The organism is Arsenicibacter rosenii, from assembly GCF_001870735.1.
Lineage (GTDB): Bacteria > Bacteroidota > Bacteroidia > Cytophagales > Spirosomataceae > Arsenicibacter > Arsenicibacter rosenii.
On the sequence record NZ_MORL01000005.1, the window covers coordinates 152862 to 170643 of the forward strand.

A 17782-nucleotide genomic window follows, 5' to 3' on the forward strand; every position below is an offset into this window, starting at 1 on the left:
TGCTTATCAATCACTATTCCGTAAAAATCGCCAGCCAGGTCTTCATTCCCTCCACATAATTCCCGAGTCGCAGGTTTTCGTTTGCCGCATGCTGGTTATTGTCCAGATTCACCATCGGCACGTGAATGGCCGGAATGTTTAAGGTGCGTAGGAACGGCACAATCGGAACCGAGCCGCCCGTCATCCGGATCTTGATCGGATCACGGCCAAACGCCCGCTGCATGGCGTGGGTCAGCCACTTGTCTTCGATACCGCCGAAATCGGTCCGGAACGGTAACATCGCTGCTTCACCGGATTTCATCTGAATAAGCTTCGGGTACTGCGCCCGCTCGGCTTCCGTTGGTTCGTGGTCAATCACCTGATAGCCCCGTCGTTCGATATGCTGCCGGATCAGCGCTTTCAGGCGCTCAGGGTCCGACTCAGGTACCAGCCGCAGGTCAAGCTCGGCAATAGCTTTATCCGGAATAACGGTTCCGGCCTGCTTCCCGACGTTGGCGCTCGACAAACCACGGATGTTCAGCGACGGATATTGTAATGCCTCCTGATAATTCCGGCCCACTTTGTCGGGTGCGGCAAAACCCAGTTTCTGCTGGATTTCGGCCGGATCGTCGGGTACGGCCGCGAGAATTTTCGCAGCGGCTTCATCAATAGTAACACCGTCGTAATAGCCAGGAATCGTCACCCGTCCGTCTTCGTCTTTCATACTTCCAAGCAGCTGAGCCATCCGGAGAGCCGGATTCGGCGCATAATTCCCGTAATGACCACTGTGCTGCGCCCCGCGTGGGCCGTAGGTCGTGAGCGTAACCGTTGCGATGCCGCGGCAACCATAGACCAGCGTCGGCTGGTTTGACAAATGCCGGCCTCCATCCATGATCATCATAAAGTCGGCAGCCAGCTTGTCTTTATAGGCCAGTACAGCATCGGCCAGGTACGGCGACCCGATTTCTTCCTCGCTGTCCAGAATCACCTTGATGTTGTACCGGAACGGGATTTTCTCCGCCTGCATGGCTGTCAGTGCACTCAGCAGCATCACAATCGGCCCTTTATCATCCGACGACGACCGACCGAAGATACGCCAGTCGGGATCATATTTCGACTGAAGTATCGACCAGTCGATTGCTTCCCACTGACTACCCTCTGCCACTTTTTTCTTCAGTACCGGCTTATACGGCGATTCCTGCTGCCAGTCGGCGGGGTTTACCGGCTGCCCGTCGAAGTGCATGTAAAACAGCAGCGTTTTCAGCTGGCCTTTCGGTGTGACATCAGCTTTATGTTCTGCAAATACCAACGGATGACCGCCTTTTGTCGGCAACACCTCTACCGCAAATCCACGCTGCGCAAAGGCCTGCTTCAGCCAGTCGACATTGGGCGGGATGTGCGCATCTATGTGGGCGTTATTGGGCAGCGACAGGAAGTTGAACAAATCGCCGTACGACTTACGAACATGCTTCTGCGTGATCGTTTCCAGTTGGTCAGGCGTCAATGACTGAGCATGCCCCAACCGGGCAAGGCTTGTGATGAGTGTCAGGCTAAACAGCAGTTTTTTCATAGTACCTTAAAAATAAACGTATTTTGAACTTCTGCTATGTCATTCTTTATTTTCGTGTACCTGCACACCCTTTTTATGCATGCAGGTACACACAATCACGGCTTTAGTATCGTCTTTCCGATGGCGACCTTTTCAATGTCGGCACGGTTCATGCGTTCAGGCCGCGAGCCGCCGTCCACAAATAACTGTGCCTGATCGTTGGCATGCGGATTCATGAAATAGCCCGACTGACCGGTTGGCAATACACTGCGGCCCGCTTCCGGCTGGCTGAAATCAACAATCCGGCGTAAGGCAGGGCCATAACTCACTTTGTATAATCCGGTTGAGTCCATCGGGAAATCCAGGTTGTTGATGGTATTACGCCCGCCAGGTGCTGATAATGGCCCCACGCTGAACCATTTGCCAATCACCGGCAAAATCCCCAGCGGATGCTTGTGTTCGACCGTATGGACACGCTCCCATTGCCAGTTGGCCACATCACTCCCCAGTTGCTTTTCCAGAGCCGCAGCAGCCTCATTCAACGAAGCGGTAAAAATCAAGGCCCGCGTTTCTCTGGCCGGGGTTTTCCGGTTATCCCACCATGGCGAGGCATCGTTGCGGAACCAGTGCGGCATGTTGCGTTCCATATTCATGTTATGCTCGAAGGCCTTAAAGGCTTCTGCCCCCAGTTCATCTTCTGCCGTATTCCGCAGAATCGTGTAAATAAACTTGTAATACATTGCCGGCTCCACATCTTCGCGGTTATGACGGCCGTTCCATGCAGCCAGCTTCTGCGCCATGGCTGCGGCCAGCGGAGTAAGCTTCTTTTTATCTACTACAGGCAATATGTCGTGGATGAGCGACGCACTGACGGGCGAGGTCACGTCGTTGATTACATTCCGTACATCGGCTTCAGTCCAGTCTTTTTTCGAGGTGCGAATCAGCTGGTCAATGCGCCGGGCACGGTCGCCGGCTACATAATACCCGGCGACCAGGCCATTGCCCATATCGTCGGGCTGGTTATTGGCAGTATACAATACGCCGGACACGGGGTTTAAAATCTGCGGGTTCAGGTCGAAACCGACCCATCCCTGCGGATCGTCTTTACCGGTTGAGCCATCCAGAATCAGCATCGGGTTTACACCGGGCGCACGTTTCGGTAATTTCCCCGCTGCCCACCAGGCAATATTACCGGCAGTATCGGCCCACATAATATTCAGACCGGGCGACGTCAGCAGGGCAGCGGCCTTTCTCGCTTCTGCTGCATTTTTAGCGTGCGACAGGCCATAAAACATTTCCAGACTCCGGCTCGGAAACTGCTGATAAATCCACCACAACGCAATCGGTTCTTTTTCGCCGTCGATTTTATCAAATGAACCGTTCAGAATCACTCCGTGCCGCGACTGCTTCACCGGCAGCGTTACGTCGGCTTCGCCTTTTACCTTGATGATTTCCTTGCGGACAGTCAGGTTTTCCCAGCGGTCTTTATACCACACCTGGTCCGGGTTGGCCGGATTGGCCTTTTCGCGGAAAAAATCGGCATCATCGTTTTCAAACATGGTCAGGCCCCATCCGCCATGTTCGGAATGGCCCAGTAACGGTACCGGCGAACCGGCCAGGAAATTACCATAGAACCGGAAGCCGGGGCATTCGAGGTGAGCTTCGTACCAAACCGATGGCTGCGCAAAGGCAATGTGTGTGTCGTTAGCCAGAATCGGTTTACCCGATTTCGTTTTCTGTCCGCTGATTACCCAGCCGTTTGAACCATGGTAGGGCGGAAACGGTGCCTCTTTTTCCAGCTGTGTCAACTGCTCACTCATCTGCATCAGCGACCGGGCCGCCAGAATATCACCCGGTTTTGTCTGTACCGGAATTTTAGGATCGCCCTGTTGCCATGTATTCAGGACATCATTAAAATAGTCGGGGCCCAATGTCGACCGGATCATCGTTGCCATGGCTTCCGTCCGGAATGCGTCGACAAACGTATAGCCCATATAACCGGCGATGATCTGCATATCGGTCAGCGTAAACTCCGCTTTAGGAATACCGGCAATCGTAAACTCAACGGGTGTTTTGCCCTGCTTAATATAGGCATTAATGCCTTTCAGATAAGCATCGGCCGCTTTCCAGTGCGGTGCATCCGGATTTTCCCGCCGCAGCGAGTCATTGCTCCATTCGGCATGTTTACGGAAACCGAGCGTCCGGAAAAACCGGTCAGAGGGTAAGGCCTTAGGACCGAAGAGTTCAGCCAGCCGGCCATCGGCCAGCCGCCGGATCATTTCCATCTGAAACAGCCGGTCCTGTGCATGTACGTAGCCGAGGGCGTAAAACAAGTCACCTTCGTTCTGTGCATAAATATGCGGTACAGCATAGTCGTCGTATAGTACTTCGACAGGTGCCGACAGTCCTTGCAGAGTTAACTCGGCGTTATAGTCAGGATTTAAGCTGCGCAGCCAGAGCCAGATACTAAGGCCGGCAAGGATAAGCAACAAAAAGAGTGTTATCAGAATTTGTCTGAAAATACGCATGGGAATTTGGTAATAGTATGTGATGATTACCCGTAAAAATAGGACAAATTACAGACATACTTTTCATATCATCCGGTGATTCCGGCAATAAGCTACAAAAAAAGCCTCTCCGGAATCCGGAGAGGCTCTCAAATTGGTGTCGTAAACGAAAATTAGAACCGGAAGTGCGAGAACGCCTTGTTGGCTTCGGCCATACGGTGCGTATCATCTTTCTTCTTCACAGCTGCACCTTCACCTTTTGAAGCGGCAACGATTTCAGCTGCTAAACGGTCAACCATAGTTTTTTCGCCGCGTGAACGAGCGTAACGGATAAGCCATTTCATGCCTACCGAGACTTTCCGATCCGGCCGAACTTCAGTAGGTACCTGGAAGGTAGCCCCACCAACGCGACGACTTTTAACTTCAACTGAAGGCATTACGTTGTTCAAAGCCTTTTTCCACACGTCGATACCGTTTTCGTTGGTACGTTTCTGTACAACGTCCAGGGCATCATAGAAAATAGAATAGGCCAGGCTCTTCTTACCTTCGAGCATCAGGTTGTTAACGAATTTCGTTACCAGAACTTCCCGGAATTTCGGGTCTGGTAAGACATATCTTTTGGGCGGTTTTGCCTTTCTCATTGTGTCTTCAGATGTTAATCTTACTCTGCCACCTGTGTATAGGGCGGGCAGTTAATTCATTTTATTTCTTTTTACCTTTTGCCGGAGGTGCACCTTTGCCACCTTTAGCCGGAGCCTGACCTGGCTTAGGACGTTTTGTACCGTATTTAGAACGGCTTTGCAGACGACCGTTTACACCGGCAGTATCTAACGCACCACGAACGATGTGGTAACGTACACCCGGAAGGTCTTTCACCCGGCCACCGCGCACCAGCACGATTGAGTGCTCCTGCAGGTTGTGGCCTTCTCCAGGGATGTAGGCGTTAACTTCTTTGCCATGTGACAAACGCACACGGGCTACTTTACGAAGCGCCGAGTTTGGTTTTTTAGGCGTCGTTGTGTACACACGTGTACAAACACCCCGACGCTGAGGGCATGCATCGAGCGCCGGTGATTTCGACTTCCACACCAGCTTCTCCCGACCCTTACGCACTAACTGTTGTATGGTAGGCATTATAAGAATTGATTGATAATTACAGTCTTATCGAAAATTGAGGTGCAAAGATAGGTAAACCTCCTTGAAAATCAAAACATTTCCCGGATCATTTCTTGCTTTCTACCTGAATTCTGGCTACGCAGACATGCCCTGTCCCTGGTTTTGGCTAAGTTTTAGTAACATAATGTGCGATATTGACGTTAGCCCTTACATATGGCCCTTTCTAAATGACAAATCGTTATTTTGGCCGTCAATACCGTTAGTCCAATCATTCCTCTATACTTGTGAAAAAAGCTGTTTCGACAATATTGCTCATCATACTGGCACTTGTCCTGCTGGTGGCTGGCTTCGTCGTTGTCATCGCCACAACCGGCTGGGGACAGCAATTAGTCACGCAACAGGTCAATAATTACCTGGCCAAAAAACTAAGCTCGCCATTCCGGATCGGCCGCGTTTCCTATCATATCCCCGACTATGTAGCCCTGGAAGACGTACTGTTTATTACACCCAAAGGGGATACCCTGCTCTCCGGACAACGCCTGTTTGTTGATCTCGATATGTGGGGACTTACCAAAGGACGCATTCAGCTCAATCAGATCGATCTGGAACGGGTGCGGTTAAACATTACCCGTACGCTCCCTGATACTACCTTTAACTTTCAGTATCTGGTCGATGCGTTCGATACGGAAGAACCCGGCGAAAAGGTCCAGAAAGCGGATACGGCTGCAGCCCCGCTTGATTTCAACCTGGCCGCCGTTTTCCTGAAAGACGTACGCATAAAATACAAAGACGATGTTGCCGGAGCCGATGTTAATGCGTCGGTGGATAGCCTCAGGGCCAATATGGATAAAACGATTCTGGATAAATCGGTGTATCATATTAAAAACGTTACGGTTGACGGGTTAACGGCTAAGGCCCGCATTTATCCGGGTTTACCGGATACCGAAGAGCGTGACCCTGACCCCAGTGATACGCTTGATCTGGGGCTGGGCAAATGGCTGATCCGGCGGTCTGCCTGGGATGTGCAGGTTGATGAGGCCAACTTTCAGTCAAGAGGTCAGGTGGGTACACTGGCTATGGAATCAGACTTTTTTTACCTGAACGGGCAAAAAATCGGTATCCGCTCCCTACAACTCAGCCATTCGGATATTGCTGCCATTCTGACCAAACCGGTTACAAAGCTGCCCCCTATCGCTAAAACAACCACGGCACAGAAGAAAGAAATTGTCAGGGAAGCGAAGCAGGAAGCATCTACTGATCCGGGTTGGTCCGTTGCGCTGAAACAGTTACAGCTGGCCAATAACCGGCTTCGCTTCGATGATCAGACGCAGGCCCGCCAACCCAAAGGTCTTGACTACAGCCATCTCGATCTGACCGGACTTTCGCTGACCGGTCAGGCGATCTCGTATACACCCGACCGGACTTCGGCCCGTCTGCGGCAGGGAAAGTTTCAGGATAAAAGCGGTTTTGGCATCCAGCGGCTCGATGCAGACGTGATTTATGCCAATACAACAACCTCTCTGACCAATTTACTGGTTCAGACCGGTAAGCCCGGCCAGAAAGCTTCGGTGATCCGGGATAAAATGGTATTGCGATATGATTCCCTTGGCCAGCTGAGTATACCGTCGCAGGCCAGCCGCGTCAATGTCCAGGTCAATCTCCGGCAGAGTGCCCTGGCAATTAATGATATTCTGCAGTTAGTCCCTTCGCTGAGTACGACCCCGCCGTTTGCCGGCAATCAGGGGGCAACGATCAATGTGAACGGCACAGTTACCGGAACGCTCGCAGCCCTCAGTATTCCGGTGTTTGATATGTCGACCCTATCGGGCACCCGGCTGAAAGCGGCCGGCCGTCTGACCAATGTCATGGATACCGACCGCATGGGCGTTGACCTGACCATCTCAGAAGCGACTACCCGCCTCGCCGACATTAAAAAACTGGTGCCGAAAGGCGCTCTCCCCGATTCAATCGGTATCCCGAATCAGCTGCGACTAACCGGTCACCTGAAGGGATTACTCAATAATTTAACCCTTGATACAAAGCTACAGACTGATTGGGGGACTGCCAGCTTCGATGGTACGCTGCAAGGTTTTATGGCCGGCAAAAACCAAAGTTATCAGGGCACGCTGCAATTTGCCCGTTTCGACCTGAACAAATGGCTTATGAGCCAGCAGTATGGGCCGGCAACAGGCCGAGCAACGGTAAATGGCCGTGGGATTGACGTTAAAACCATGAATACGTCGTTTCAGGTTGTCATTGACGAAGCCACTTACAACAAATACCAGTACAGCAAACTACAGGCTGAAGGACGCCTGGCGAATGGCAATCTGGTACTTGATGGAAACCTCGACGATCCGAACGCACGGGTAGCCCTCAATACGCAGGTAAATCTGAATACCGAATACCCGAGCATCAACGGTACGGTCAACATCGCTAATCTGGACGTTACGAAGCTTAATTTTTATAAGGAACCGCTGTCGATGCGCGGGAACCTGGTCATTAATATGACTTCGACTGACCCGGCAAGGCCAATCGGTACTATTCAGGCACAAAATGCTTTGGTACGTTACCAGGGGCAGGATTATCCGATTGACTCCCTGTATCTGCGCGCCAACGCAACCGGGGAGCGCAAAGAGGTGGTCGCAGCCATGCCATTCGGACAGGTGACGCTGAGTGGCCTCTTCGCCTATGACCGCCTGTATGACATCATTGCGTCGGAAATCGGCCGGTATGTTTCACTGCCGCAGCTGGCCTACAAACCGGTTACCCCGCCCTATGACTTTAAGGTCGATGCCACAGTAAAAAACCATCCGCTCATCAAAGCCTTTGTGCCGGAGCTGACACGGCTGGACCCGGTACGTTTGCAGGCCTATCTGGACAATACAAAAGATACAACGTTCTCGGCTACGATGGTTGGCGGTGTGATTGAATACGACACCATGACCGTCGATAATCCGCGCCTGAGCCTGCGGGCAGTTAATAACCAGTTAACCCTGAATGGTTCGCTGAGCGGCCTGCGCAACCAAAGTGTTCAGCTCAAAAAAACAGAGGTTAAGGCTACTGCGGCCAATAACCTGGTGCGGTTTCAGGTAGCGACCAAAGACTCGGTTGACACCGACCGCTATGGGGTGAATGGTCAGGTAGCCATTAATAAAGACACGTACAAGGTACAGCTGGATCGCCGCGGCGTACTGGTAAATTACCAGCCATGGAGTGCTGATACGTCCGGATTTGTGCAGTATGGCCCGCAAGGTTTATTAGTTAACCGTTTTGCCCTACGCTCCAGTAATCAGTCGGTTGAAGCGAACAGCATTGAGCAGTATCCGAATGCACCAATCCGTGTTACACTGCGTAACCTCGATTTATCGAATCTGGCAAAACTGGCGAATCAGGATACCACGCTGGCCAGCGGTAAAATGGATGGTACAGTCATTGTCCGGGATTACATGGGAGATTCAGAGCTTTCGTTCCTCGGTAACCTCTACGTGGATAGCCTGAAAGTGATGGACAAACCACTTGGGAACCTGACAGCCCGCTTCACGAACCAATCGGATCAAAAAATCGGCGTGAATACTACGCTGGTTGGCCCGTACAATAATGTCCAGGTGAACGGATTCTACAATCCAAACAACGAAAAACAGGCACTCGATCTGAAGGTAAACCTCCAGCGGCTGGATGCCCGTACCATTGAAGCATTCAGCTTCGGTGAACTGCGGCAGGCGCATGGTCAGCTGACCGGTAACATGGACATCAACGGTTCGCTGACAAAACCAACGATAAAGGGGTCAGTGGCGTTTGATACCGTAGCGTTTAACATCAAACAACTGAATGCTACTTACCGGATCGATCAGGAGCGTATTCTGTTCGACGGACAAACCATCACGCTCAACAACTTTGATGTCCGCGATACGTTAGGCCGTGTATTGACTACTAACGGAACCGTGGTCCTGAACGAACTGCCGGATGTGAGCTATAACCTGAACGTTACGGCGAAGAACTTCCTGGTGCTTAATGCCGGCCGGAAAGATAATGACTATGTGTACGGTAATGCGGCGATTTCCACTAACCTCCGGATTCGTGGTAAAGGCACACAGCCGGCCGTAACAGGCACCATCAAGGTTGACCGCGAAAGCAAAGTAACGCTGGTTCTGCCCGATGAGACACTGGACGCCAACGAAGCCCGTCAGGTGGTTACGTTCATTGCCCCGGGCGATACGCTGGCCCTGAACAAATACCTGCAACCGGCCAAAATCGATACCATCCCACGGATTGCGTTTGAGCAGTTGAGTAATGCCAATATTTCGCTGAACCTGGAGGTAGACGACAGCTCGGAATTCACCATCGTTATTGACGAGCGTAACGGTGATAACCTGCGGGCCCGTGGAAACGCCAATCTGAACGTTACGCTCAATCAGGCCGGCGAGGTGCAGGTACTTGGCCGCTATGAGGTGACCGAAGGGGAATATGACCTGACCTATGAGGTGTTGAAGCGACAGTTTGCCATTGACAAGGGCAGTTATATCACCTTTACCGGCGACCCCTTGAAGGCTGACGTCAACATCACGGCAATCTACAAAACGCAGGCTTCGCCGGCCAATCTGATTGCCAATGAATCGTCTGGCCAAACCAGTGCAGCAGCCCAAAACCGCATTCCGTTCAACGTTGTGCTGAATATGCGCGGCAACCTGTCAAATCCGGAGCTTAGCTTTGACATTACAACGCCTAAAGAAGCCGGCAGCGTAGCTATCGATCCGAATACAAAACGGGATATCGACAATAAACTATCGACACTCCGGCAGGATCAGTCACAGATCAACAAGCAGGTATTTGCGCTCTTGATTCTGAACAGTTTTATTGCCGAAAACTCATCTAACTTCTTTTCAGGTGGTTCGGGAGGTGGGCTTGATGCCGAAAATATTGCACGGACCAGCGTCAGTAAGCTGCTGACCGAGCAATTAGACCGCTTTGCCTCCAGCATTATCAAAGGGGTCGACGTTAATTTTAATTTGCTCTCGTCCAGTCAGGCCAATACCTCTTCGTTAGGTGCTACAGGTACTCGTACTGACCTAAACGTCGGTCTGTCAAAACGATTTCTAGACGGTCGGTTGTCTGTTTCGGTTGGCCGTAATTTTGAATTAGAAAACAACACGGGCATTAACCGGAACCCCAACGAAGTCTTTGACAACTTATCTGTAAACTATAACCTCAGCAAAGACGGGCGCTATATCTTACGTGGTTACCGGCAAAATCAGGCCAGTGCCTCCAACTCTACACAGGGGGTTATTTACGGATATGTTATTGAAACGGGAGTCGGATTTATTATCACTGTTGATTTTGACACCCTTAAGGAGGTTTTTAACAAAAATAAAGCCTCAGACTTATGAGAATACCTGCGCTGAACTCCATCATCAGAAGCTTTATTTCAGGCGGTCTGCTTATTTCTTTATATGCCTGTAATATTGCCAAACACTTACCGGCGAATGAACGGCTTTACGTGGGCACTGATATTTCCATCAAGGCCCATCCGAGTGTTTCCAAAGACGAACAAAAAGCATTGAAAACCGGACTGGAAGATCTGGCCCGGCCACGACCGAATAAGACGCTTTTCGGCTACCCGTATAAAGTCGGGCTTTACTATTTACCGGGAGAACCCCGGAGCGAAAACGGGTTCAGAGCGTGGTTCCGTAAAAAGCTGGGAGAGCCGCCGGTATTTGCCAGCTCAAAAGCAATTAATTCGAACGCAATCGTATGGGCAGCTTATCTGGAAAACGAAGGTTACTTCCGTTCCAGCGCGACAGGCGAGCTAAAAGAAAGTGGCTATAAGGCAAAGGGTGTCTATACGGCTACCATCCAACCCCGATATTATATTGATTCCGTTACGTTTCTGGTTGATTCAAGTGATGCGCGCAAAGCACTTTACTCCGGTTCACCCCGTACGGTGCTCAAAAAAGGAGATCCCTACCGGTTTGAAAATATTAAAGTTGAACGGGAACGGATTAACCAGAACATGAAAAACAGAGGGTTCTTTTATTTTCAACCGGATTATATTTCCCTCTTGGCCGATACGGCACGTAACAACCATAAAGTCCGGCTTTACGTAGCCATTAAGCCGGATATTTCTGCGGCTGCCCTTCAGCAGTATTACATCCGTAATCTGTACGTTTATACCAACTTCAGCCTTGATAAGTTGTCCCGTAATGATACAAACCGTACGCAAGCCTATATTGCCAGGGGCGATACCTCGCTGCGACAGGTATACATTGTTGACTCGGCCCGTCTCTACAAGCCTCAGCTATTCAATGACATTCTCGGGTTAAAGCCCGGCCGGCGCTTTAACAGCCGCGGACAGGATATTACCCTGAGCCGGTTTATTAATGTTGGTGCATTTAAGTTTGTCAGGAACCGTTTCGAACCCCTTTATGAACGTGATACGGCCTTTCTGGATGTACACTATTATCTGACTCCGCACCCTAAGCGTTCTGTTAAACTCGAACTGGATGGTATTACACGTTCCAACGGGCTGTCAGGTTCGCAGTTGACGCTTGGCTGGCTTAACCGTAACTTCTTTGGCCGCTCGGAGCAGCTTTCCATTAACGGAACTGCCGGAACCGATTTTCAGCTAGGTGGCAATGCGGCTTTGTCCCGTAATTTCCGTTTTGGGGGCAATATATCACTGACTTTTCCGAGACTGGTGTCACCTCTCAATTTTCATTACGACAGACGGCAGCTTTTGCCTAAAACGGTCTTTACGGTTGGCGCTGAGCGAATTATTCAGGGTTCAGCGGGAGTGGCTGATATTCCTGATTCTGTCAGAAAAGGACGCTTTTATAGCATAAACTCACTAAATACCTCATTTGGTTATAGTTGGCGAAAAAACCAGCAGATTGAGCAAACCTTTACCCCATTCAGTATAAATTATGTTTACCTGAACCCTAATAATGACCTTTTTTTGCCATTATTAGTGGACACATTAACAAGGCCAAGATACGAAAACCTGTATTTTAATACTGACCAGTTTATTTTAAGTACTCTTTATTCTGTGGCTTATAACTCTCCGTTACGGTCCAATTCAAAGAGCACTTATCGTATCCAGTTTACCGCTGAAACAGCAGGTAATTTGGCCTCTTTGCTTATAAAAGCAGATGAATACGATACAAAGCGTATTTTGAATAATACTTTTTCCCAATACATTCGGGCAGATCTGGATCTTAGATACTATTACAAACTATCCCCTAAAATAACCTGGGCAAGTCGCTTTTTTGCAGGCGTTGGCAATCCTTATGGAAACTCTACTATTATGCCTATCACAAAACAGTATTTTGTCGGCGGTAGTAATAGTCTCCGGGGTTTTCGTGCCAGAGCCATAGGTCCTGGACCAGCTGCTCGTGATACAACCGGTAAAGTACCTTTCTTTTTTGATGGTGGCGGAGACATGAAGCTTGAAGCCAACACAGAACTCCGCACTAAATTTACGCAATATTTACATGGCGCATTATTTGTTGATGCCGGCAACGTATGGATGCTTAAAGAGCAGGTTTTGAACGGAAAGGGCAGTATTTTTTCTAAAGACTTTCATAAGCAGATTGCCGTCAGCAGTGGTATAGGGCTTCGTGTAGACCTTTCTTATTTTCTCATAAGGGCTGACGTCGGTATTCCCCTTCGTAAACCCTATCAAACAAATGGCAAATACTGGCTGTTTGGTCAAATGGATTTCGGTGACCCCTACTGGCGACGGCAAAACCTGATTCTCAATATAGCCGTTGGTTATCCGTTTTAACAAAAAAGGCGAAAGAGATCATCTTTCGCCTTTTTTGTTAAGCCTGTCCAACCGGCCCGCTAAAACCACCGGGGAACGGAAACGCACTGTCTTCACTGTTAATATTACCGTAGGCTTCTTCATACTTCCGGATGTTGTCTTTCAGGGCAGCTAATAACCGTTTGGCATGCTCCGGCGTCAGGATAATCCGTGACTTTACTTTAGCTTTCGACAGGCCGGGCATTAACCGGATAAAATCCACCACAAACTCGCTGTTTGAGTGAGCAATCATGGCAAGGTTAGCATATATGCCTTCCGCAATGTCTTCCGGTAACTCAACGTCGATTGTTGTGTCCTGATTGGGTTGTTGAGGGTTCATCCTGTGTGTAGTTTAAGTTCCAGCTTTATACAAATAAAGCCAGCCTGTTTCCAGGCTGGCTTTGGTTTTATTGCCAATCCGGCTCACCCTTCGATAAACCTGCTGACTATACCGTTGCCCGGCGCTTGCTCCGTGAGAACTGCTCGCGGGATTCGGTAATGGTATCGTATTCTTCTTTTGAGCCAACGATCGTTTTCTGGTAACGGCGAATACCGGTACCCGCCGGGATCAGGTGACCGACGATCACGTTCTCCTTCAGCCCTTCCAGCGTATCGTTTTTACCACGGATCGACGCCTCACTCAGTACTTTAGTTGTTTCCTGGAATGATGCCGCAGAGATAAAGCTTTCAGTACCCAGTGATGCCTGCGTAATACCCATCAGCGTTGGCTGCGAAACCGCAGCCATCGCATCACGAACAGTTACTGTGCGTAAGTCACGACGTTTCAGGCTTGAATTCTCATCACGCAGACGGCGGGCTGAGATAATCATACCTGGTTTCACGTTTTCTGAATCACCGGCATCAACAACTACTTTGGCATCCATCACCTTGTCGTTTTCCTCGCGGAATGTCCACTTGTCAACAACCTGGCCTTCGAGGAAGTTGGTATCGCCTGAATCGATGATCTCAACTTTCTGCATCATCTGACGCACGATGGCTTCGATGTGCTTATCGTTGATTTTTACACCTTGCAGACGGTATACTTCCTGAATCTCGTTTACCAGATACTCCTGTACGGCAGTCGGACCTTTAATGGCCAGAATGTCGCTTGGCGTAATGGCCCCGTCAGACAGCGGATCACCCGCCTTCACGAAGTCATTATCCTGAACAAGGATGAACTTCGACAAAGGCACCAGGTACTTCTTCTTCGTGCCGTCTTTCGACTCGATATAGATTTCGCGGTTACCACGCTTGATCGTACCGTACGTAACAACACCGTCGATTTCCGAAACAACCGCCGGGTTCGACGGGTTACGGGCTTCGAACAACTCAGTTACCCGTGGCAGACCACCCGTAATATCTCGGGTTTTACCAACGTTACGCGGAATTTTGGCCAGTGGCTGACCGGCTTTAATCTGCTGACCAGTCTTCACAACCAGACGGGCACCTACCGGCAGGTTATAGCCTTTTTCCGTGATATCTTCCAGTAATGTACTTTTACCGCTTACCACGATAGCCGGGTTCTTCGTCTTATCGCGGCTTTCAATAATTACCATTTCCTGGAAGCCGGTCTGTTCGTCAAACTCTTCGCGGTAGGTGATACCATCTTCGATTGCGTCGAAGCTGATTGCCCCTGTCAGTTCTGACAGGATAACGGCGTTGTATGGATCCCAAACGGCAAGTTCATCACCCTTCTTCACCATATCACCATCTTTCACCCGCAGGAAGGCACCGTACGGTACGTTGTTGCTGATCAGGACCAGGTTGCGGTCTTCCGGACTAACAATCCGGACTTCACCTGAACGACCCATCACAACGGTTTGTGAGTTTCCTTCGTTGTCTTGTGATTCAACCGTACGCATTTCTTCAAACTCAATGCGGCCGTCGAATTTAGCGCGGATTGACGCATCAACCGCAATGTTTGATGCTGTACCACCCACGTGGAAGGTACGCAGTGTCAGCTGTGTACCAGGCTCACCGATCGACTGAGAAGCAATTACCCCCACGGCTTCGCCGATATCAACGATCCGGCCTGTTGCCAGGTTACGGCCGTAGCATTTCGCACAAACACCCTTCTTCGATTCGCAGGTCAGTACCGAACGGATTTCGACCGTTTCCAGACTTGTTTCATCGATCTGAGCCGCAATTTCTTCCGTAATGATATCACCCGAAGCAATGATCAGTTCTTTCGAGATCGGATCATACAGATCGTGAACCGTTACACGGCCCAGAATCCGCTCTGACAGTGGCTCAACGATATCTTCGTTGTCTTTCAGAGCTGAAATTTGCAGACCACGCAGTGTACCACAATCTTCTTCAGAGATAATCACATCCTGCGCAACGTCGTGGAGACGACGGGTCAGGTAACCGGCATCGGCCGTCTTCAAGGCAGTATCGGCAAGACCTTTACGGGCACCGTGCGTTGAGATAAAGTACTCCAATACGTCGAGACCTTCTTTAAAGTTCGACAGGATCGGGTTTTCAATGATCTCCCCAACAGAGCCCTGCAGGTTTTTCTGAGGCTTAGCCATCAGACCCCGCATACCCCCTAACTGACGGATCTGTTCGCGGGAACCACGGGCGCCTGAGTGCATCATCATGAAGATTGAGTTAAACCCTTGCTGGTCTGACTCCAACTGCTTCATCAACGTCTCCGTAATCCGTGAGTTAACCCGTGTCCAGATATCAATTACCTGGTTATAGCGTTCGTTTTCCGTAATCAGACCCATCAGGTAGTTATCCCAAACGCCCTGTACCGATTGTTTCGCTTCCTCAATTAAGCCTTGTTTAGCTTCCGGAATCTTAACGTCGTTCAGACCGATTGACAACCCACCACGGAAGGCCATCTGGAATCCGAGTTCTTTAATTTCGTCAAGGAATGCGGCTGTTTTCGAACCACCTGCAATTTTGAAGATCAGGGCAATGATCTGCTGAAGCTTCTTCTTCGTCAACAACTCATTGATATACCCTACTTCCTTCGGTACAGACTGGTTAAACAACAAACGACCCGCAACGGTATCAATAATTTTTGTCTCCAGCTCACCTTGCTCATTACGTACCTGAACACGGCACTTAATGTTGGCATGCTTCGACAATTTGCCTTCGTTAATAGCAATAATAACCTCTTCTGCTCCGTAGAAGGTCATACCTTCACCGGCGATCGGGTACTCAGGGGTGCTACGACGGCCTTTCGTTACGTAATACAGACCTAACACCATGTCCTGCGATGGTACGGTAATCGGTGCACCGTTGGCAGGGTTCAGGATGTTATGCGAGGCCAGCATCAACAGTGACGCTTCCAGTACGGCTTCCTGACCCAGCGGTACGTGTACCGCCATCTGGTCACCGTCAAAGTCGGCGTTGAAGGCCGTACATACAAGCGGGTGCAGCTGGATCGCTTTTCCTTCGATCAGCTTAGGCTGGAAAGACTGAATACCCAGACGGTGGAGTGTCGGAGCACGGTTCAGCAATACAGGGTGACCTTTCAGTACGTTTTCCAGGATATCCCAGATAACCGGATCTTTACGGTCAACGATCTTCTTGGCTGATTTTACCGTTTTCACAATACCCCGCTCGATCAGCTTGCGGATAATAAACGGCTTGAATAACTCAGCCGCCATATCTTTAGGCAGACCACACTCGTGGAGTTTCAGTTCCGGGCCCACAACAATTACCGAACGACCGGAGTAGTCAACACGCTTACCAAGCAGGTTTTGACGGAAACGTCCCTGCTTACCTTTCAGCATGTCTGACAGTGATTTCAGGGCACGGTTACCTTCCGAGCGAACGGCGTTAACTTTACGTGAGTTGTCAAACAATGAGTCGACAGCCTCCTGCAACATCCGCTTTTCGTTACGCAGGATCACCTCTGGTGCCTTGATCTCGATCAGACGTTTCAGACGGTTGTTCCGGATAATTACCCGGCGATACAGGTCATTCAAATCTGACGTTGCGAAACGACCACCATCCAGCGGGACAAGCGGACGCAACTCCGGCGGAATAACCGGTACCATTTTAATAACCATCCATTCAGGACGGTTTTCAATCCGGCCGTTTGCTTCGCGGAAAGCCTCAACTACTTTCAGACGCTTCAGGGCTTCTGCTTTGCGTTGCTGCGACGTATCGGTTGCAGCCGCGTGACGCAGAGAGTACGAAAGCTCATCCAGGTTCAGGCGTGACAATAACATTTCCAGCGCTTCAGCACCCATTTTCGCGATAAATTTCTGAGGATCTTTATCGTCAAGGTGTTGATTTGTGCTTGGCAGTTTATCGATAATATCGAGGTATTCGTCTTCTGTCAGGAAGTCAAGTTCGTTGATACCATCCGCTTCCTTAACACCAGACTGAACGACAACATACCGTTCGTAATAGATAATTTGGTCGAGTTTCTTAGTCGAAAGACCGAGCAGATAACCAATTTTGTTTGGTAAGCTCCGGAAGTACCAGATGTGTGCGACAGGCACCACCAGTTCGATGTGTCCCATACGCTCACGACGTACTTTTTTCTCGGTAACTTCCACCCCACAACGGTCGCAGATAATGCCTTTATAGCGAATCCGCTTGTATTTGCCGCAATGGCATTCCCAGTCTTTCACTGGCCCGAAGATCCGCTCACAGAACAAGCCGCCCATTTCAGGCTTATATGTCCGGTAGTTGATAGTCTCCGGTTGAGTTACCTCACCGTATGAACTCTCCAGAATCGACTCGGGCGATGCCAGACTGATCGTCACGCTCGCAAAATCGCTATTGAGTTTTTTGTTCTTTTTGAAGGACATTGGTTCGGTCCGCCGAAGCGGGAGTTTTATGTTTAAGGATAGAACGGAACATGCCGGAAGG

8 protein-coding genes are annotated in these 17782 nt (G+C 50.0%); 2 read left to right on the top strand and 6 right to left on the bottom strand.

The genetic code is table 11. From position 1 onward, the window contains the following. Nucleotides 1-13: 13 nt before the first annotated feature. The 4 genes from BLX24_RS11745 to rpsL form a co-directional block, all read right to left on the bottom strand. Nucleotides 14-1549 (bottom strand): M20/M25/M40 family metallo-hydrolase, encoded by a 1536-nt coding sequence (locus BLX24_RS11745; RefSeq protein ID WP_071503341.1) that lies wholly within the window; start codon nt 1547-1549, stop codon nt 14-16. A gap of 95 nt (nt 1550-1644) precedes the next feature. Further along, nucleotides 1645-4056 carry a penicillin acylase family protein gene (locus BLX24_RS11750; RefSeq protein WP_071503342.1) on the bottom strand — a complete coding sequence of 804 codons (2412 nt, stop codon included), beginning with the start codon at nt 4054-4056 and terminating at the stop codon, nt 1645-1647. 152 nt (nt 4057-4208) lie between these two features. Continuing rightward, nucleotides 4209-4676 (bottom strand): 30S ribosomal protein S7, encoded by a 468-nt coding sequence (rpsG, locus tag BLX24_RS11755; protein ID WP_071503343.1) that lies wholly within the window; start codon nt 4674-4676, stop codon nt 4209-4211. A 61-nt stretch (nt 4677-4737) separates the two neighbouring features. After that, nucleotides 4738-5169 carry a 30S ribosomal protein S12 gene (rpsL, locus tag BLX24_RS11760; RefSeq protein WP_071503344.1) on the bottom strand — a complete coding sequence of 144 codons (432 nt, stop codon included), beginning with the start codon at nt 5167-5169 and terminating at the stop codon, nt 4738-4740. A gap of 266 nt (nt 5170-5435) precedes the next feature. On the opposite strand from rpsL, the gene BLX24_RS11765 reads away from it, so the two are divergent. Further along, complete coding sequence (locus tag BLX24_RS11765) at nt 5436-10535, top strand: translocation/assembly module TamB domain-containing protein (RefSeq protein ID WP_071503345.1); 5100 nt, start codon at nt 5436-5438, stop codon at nt 10533-10535. Further along, the gene (tamL, locus tag BLX24_RS11770) at nt 10532-12928 is read left to right on the top strand and encodes a translocation and assembly module lipoprotein TamL (RefSeq protein ID WP_071503346.1); all 2397 of its coding nucleotides are present in this window, start codon (nt 10532-10534) and stop codon (nt 12926-12928) included. The genes BLX24_RS11765 and tamL overlap by 4 nt, the downstream gene beginning before the upstream one ends. A gap of 37 nt (nt 12929-12965) precedes the next feature. On the opposite strand, the gene BLX24_RS11775 is transcribed toward tamL, so the two are convergent. After that, entirely contained in the window at nt 12966-13286 is a 321-nt protein-coding gene (locus tag BLX24_RS11775; RefSeq protein WP_071503347.1) for a DUF3467 domain-containing protein, read from the bottom strand. Nucleotides 13287-13392: 106 nt separating this feature from the next. Then, entirely contained in the window at nt 13393-17721 is a 4329-nt protein-coding gene (gene rpoC / locus BLX24_RS11780; protein WP_071503348.1) for a DNA-directed RNA polymerase subunit beta', read from the bottom strand. Nucleotides 17722-17782 lie beyond the last annotated feature (61 nt).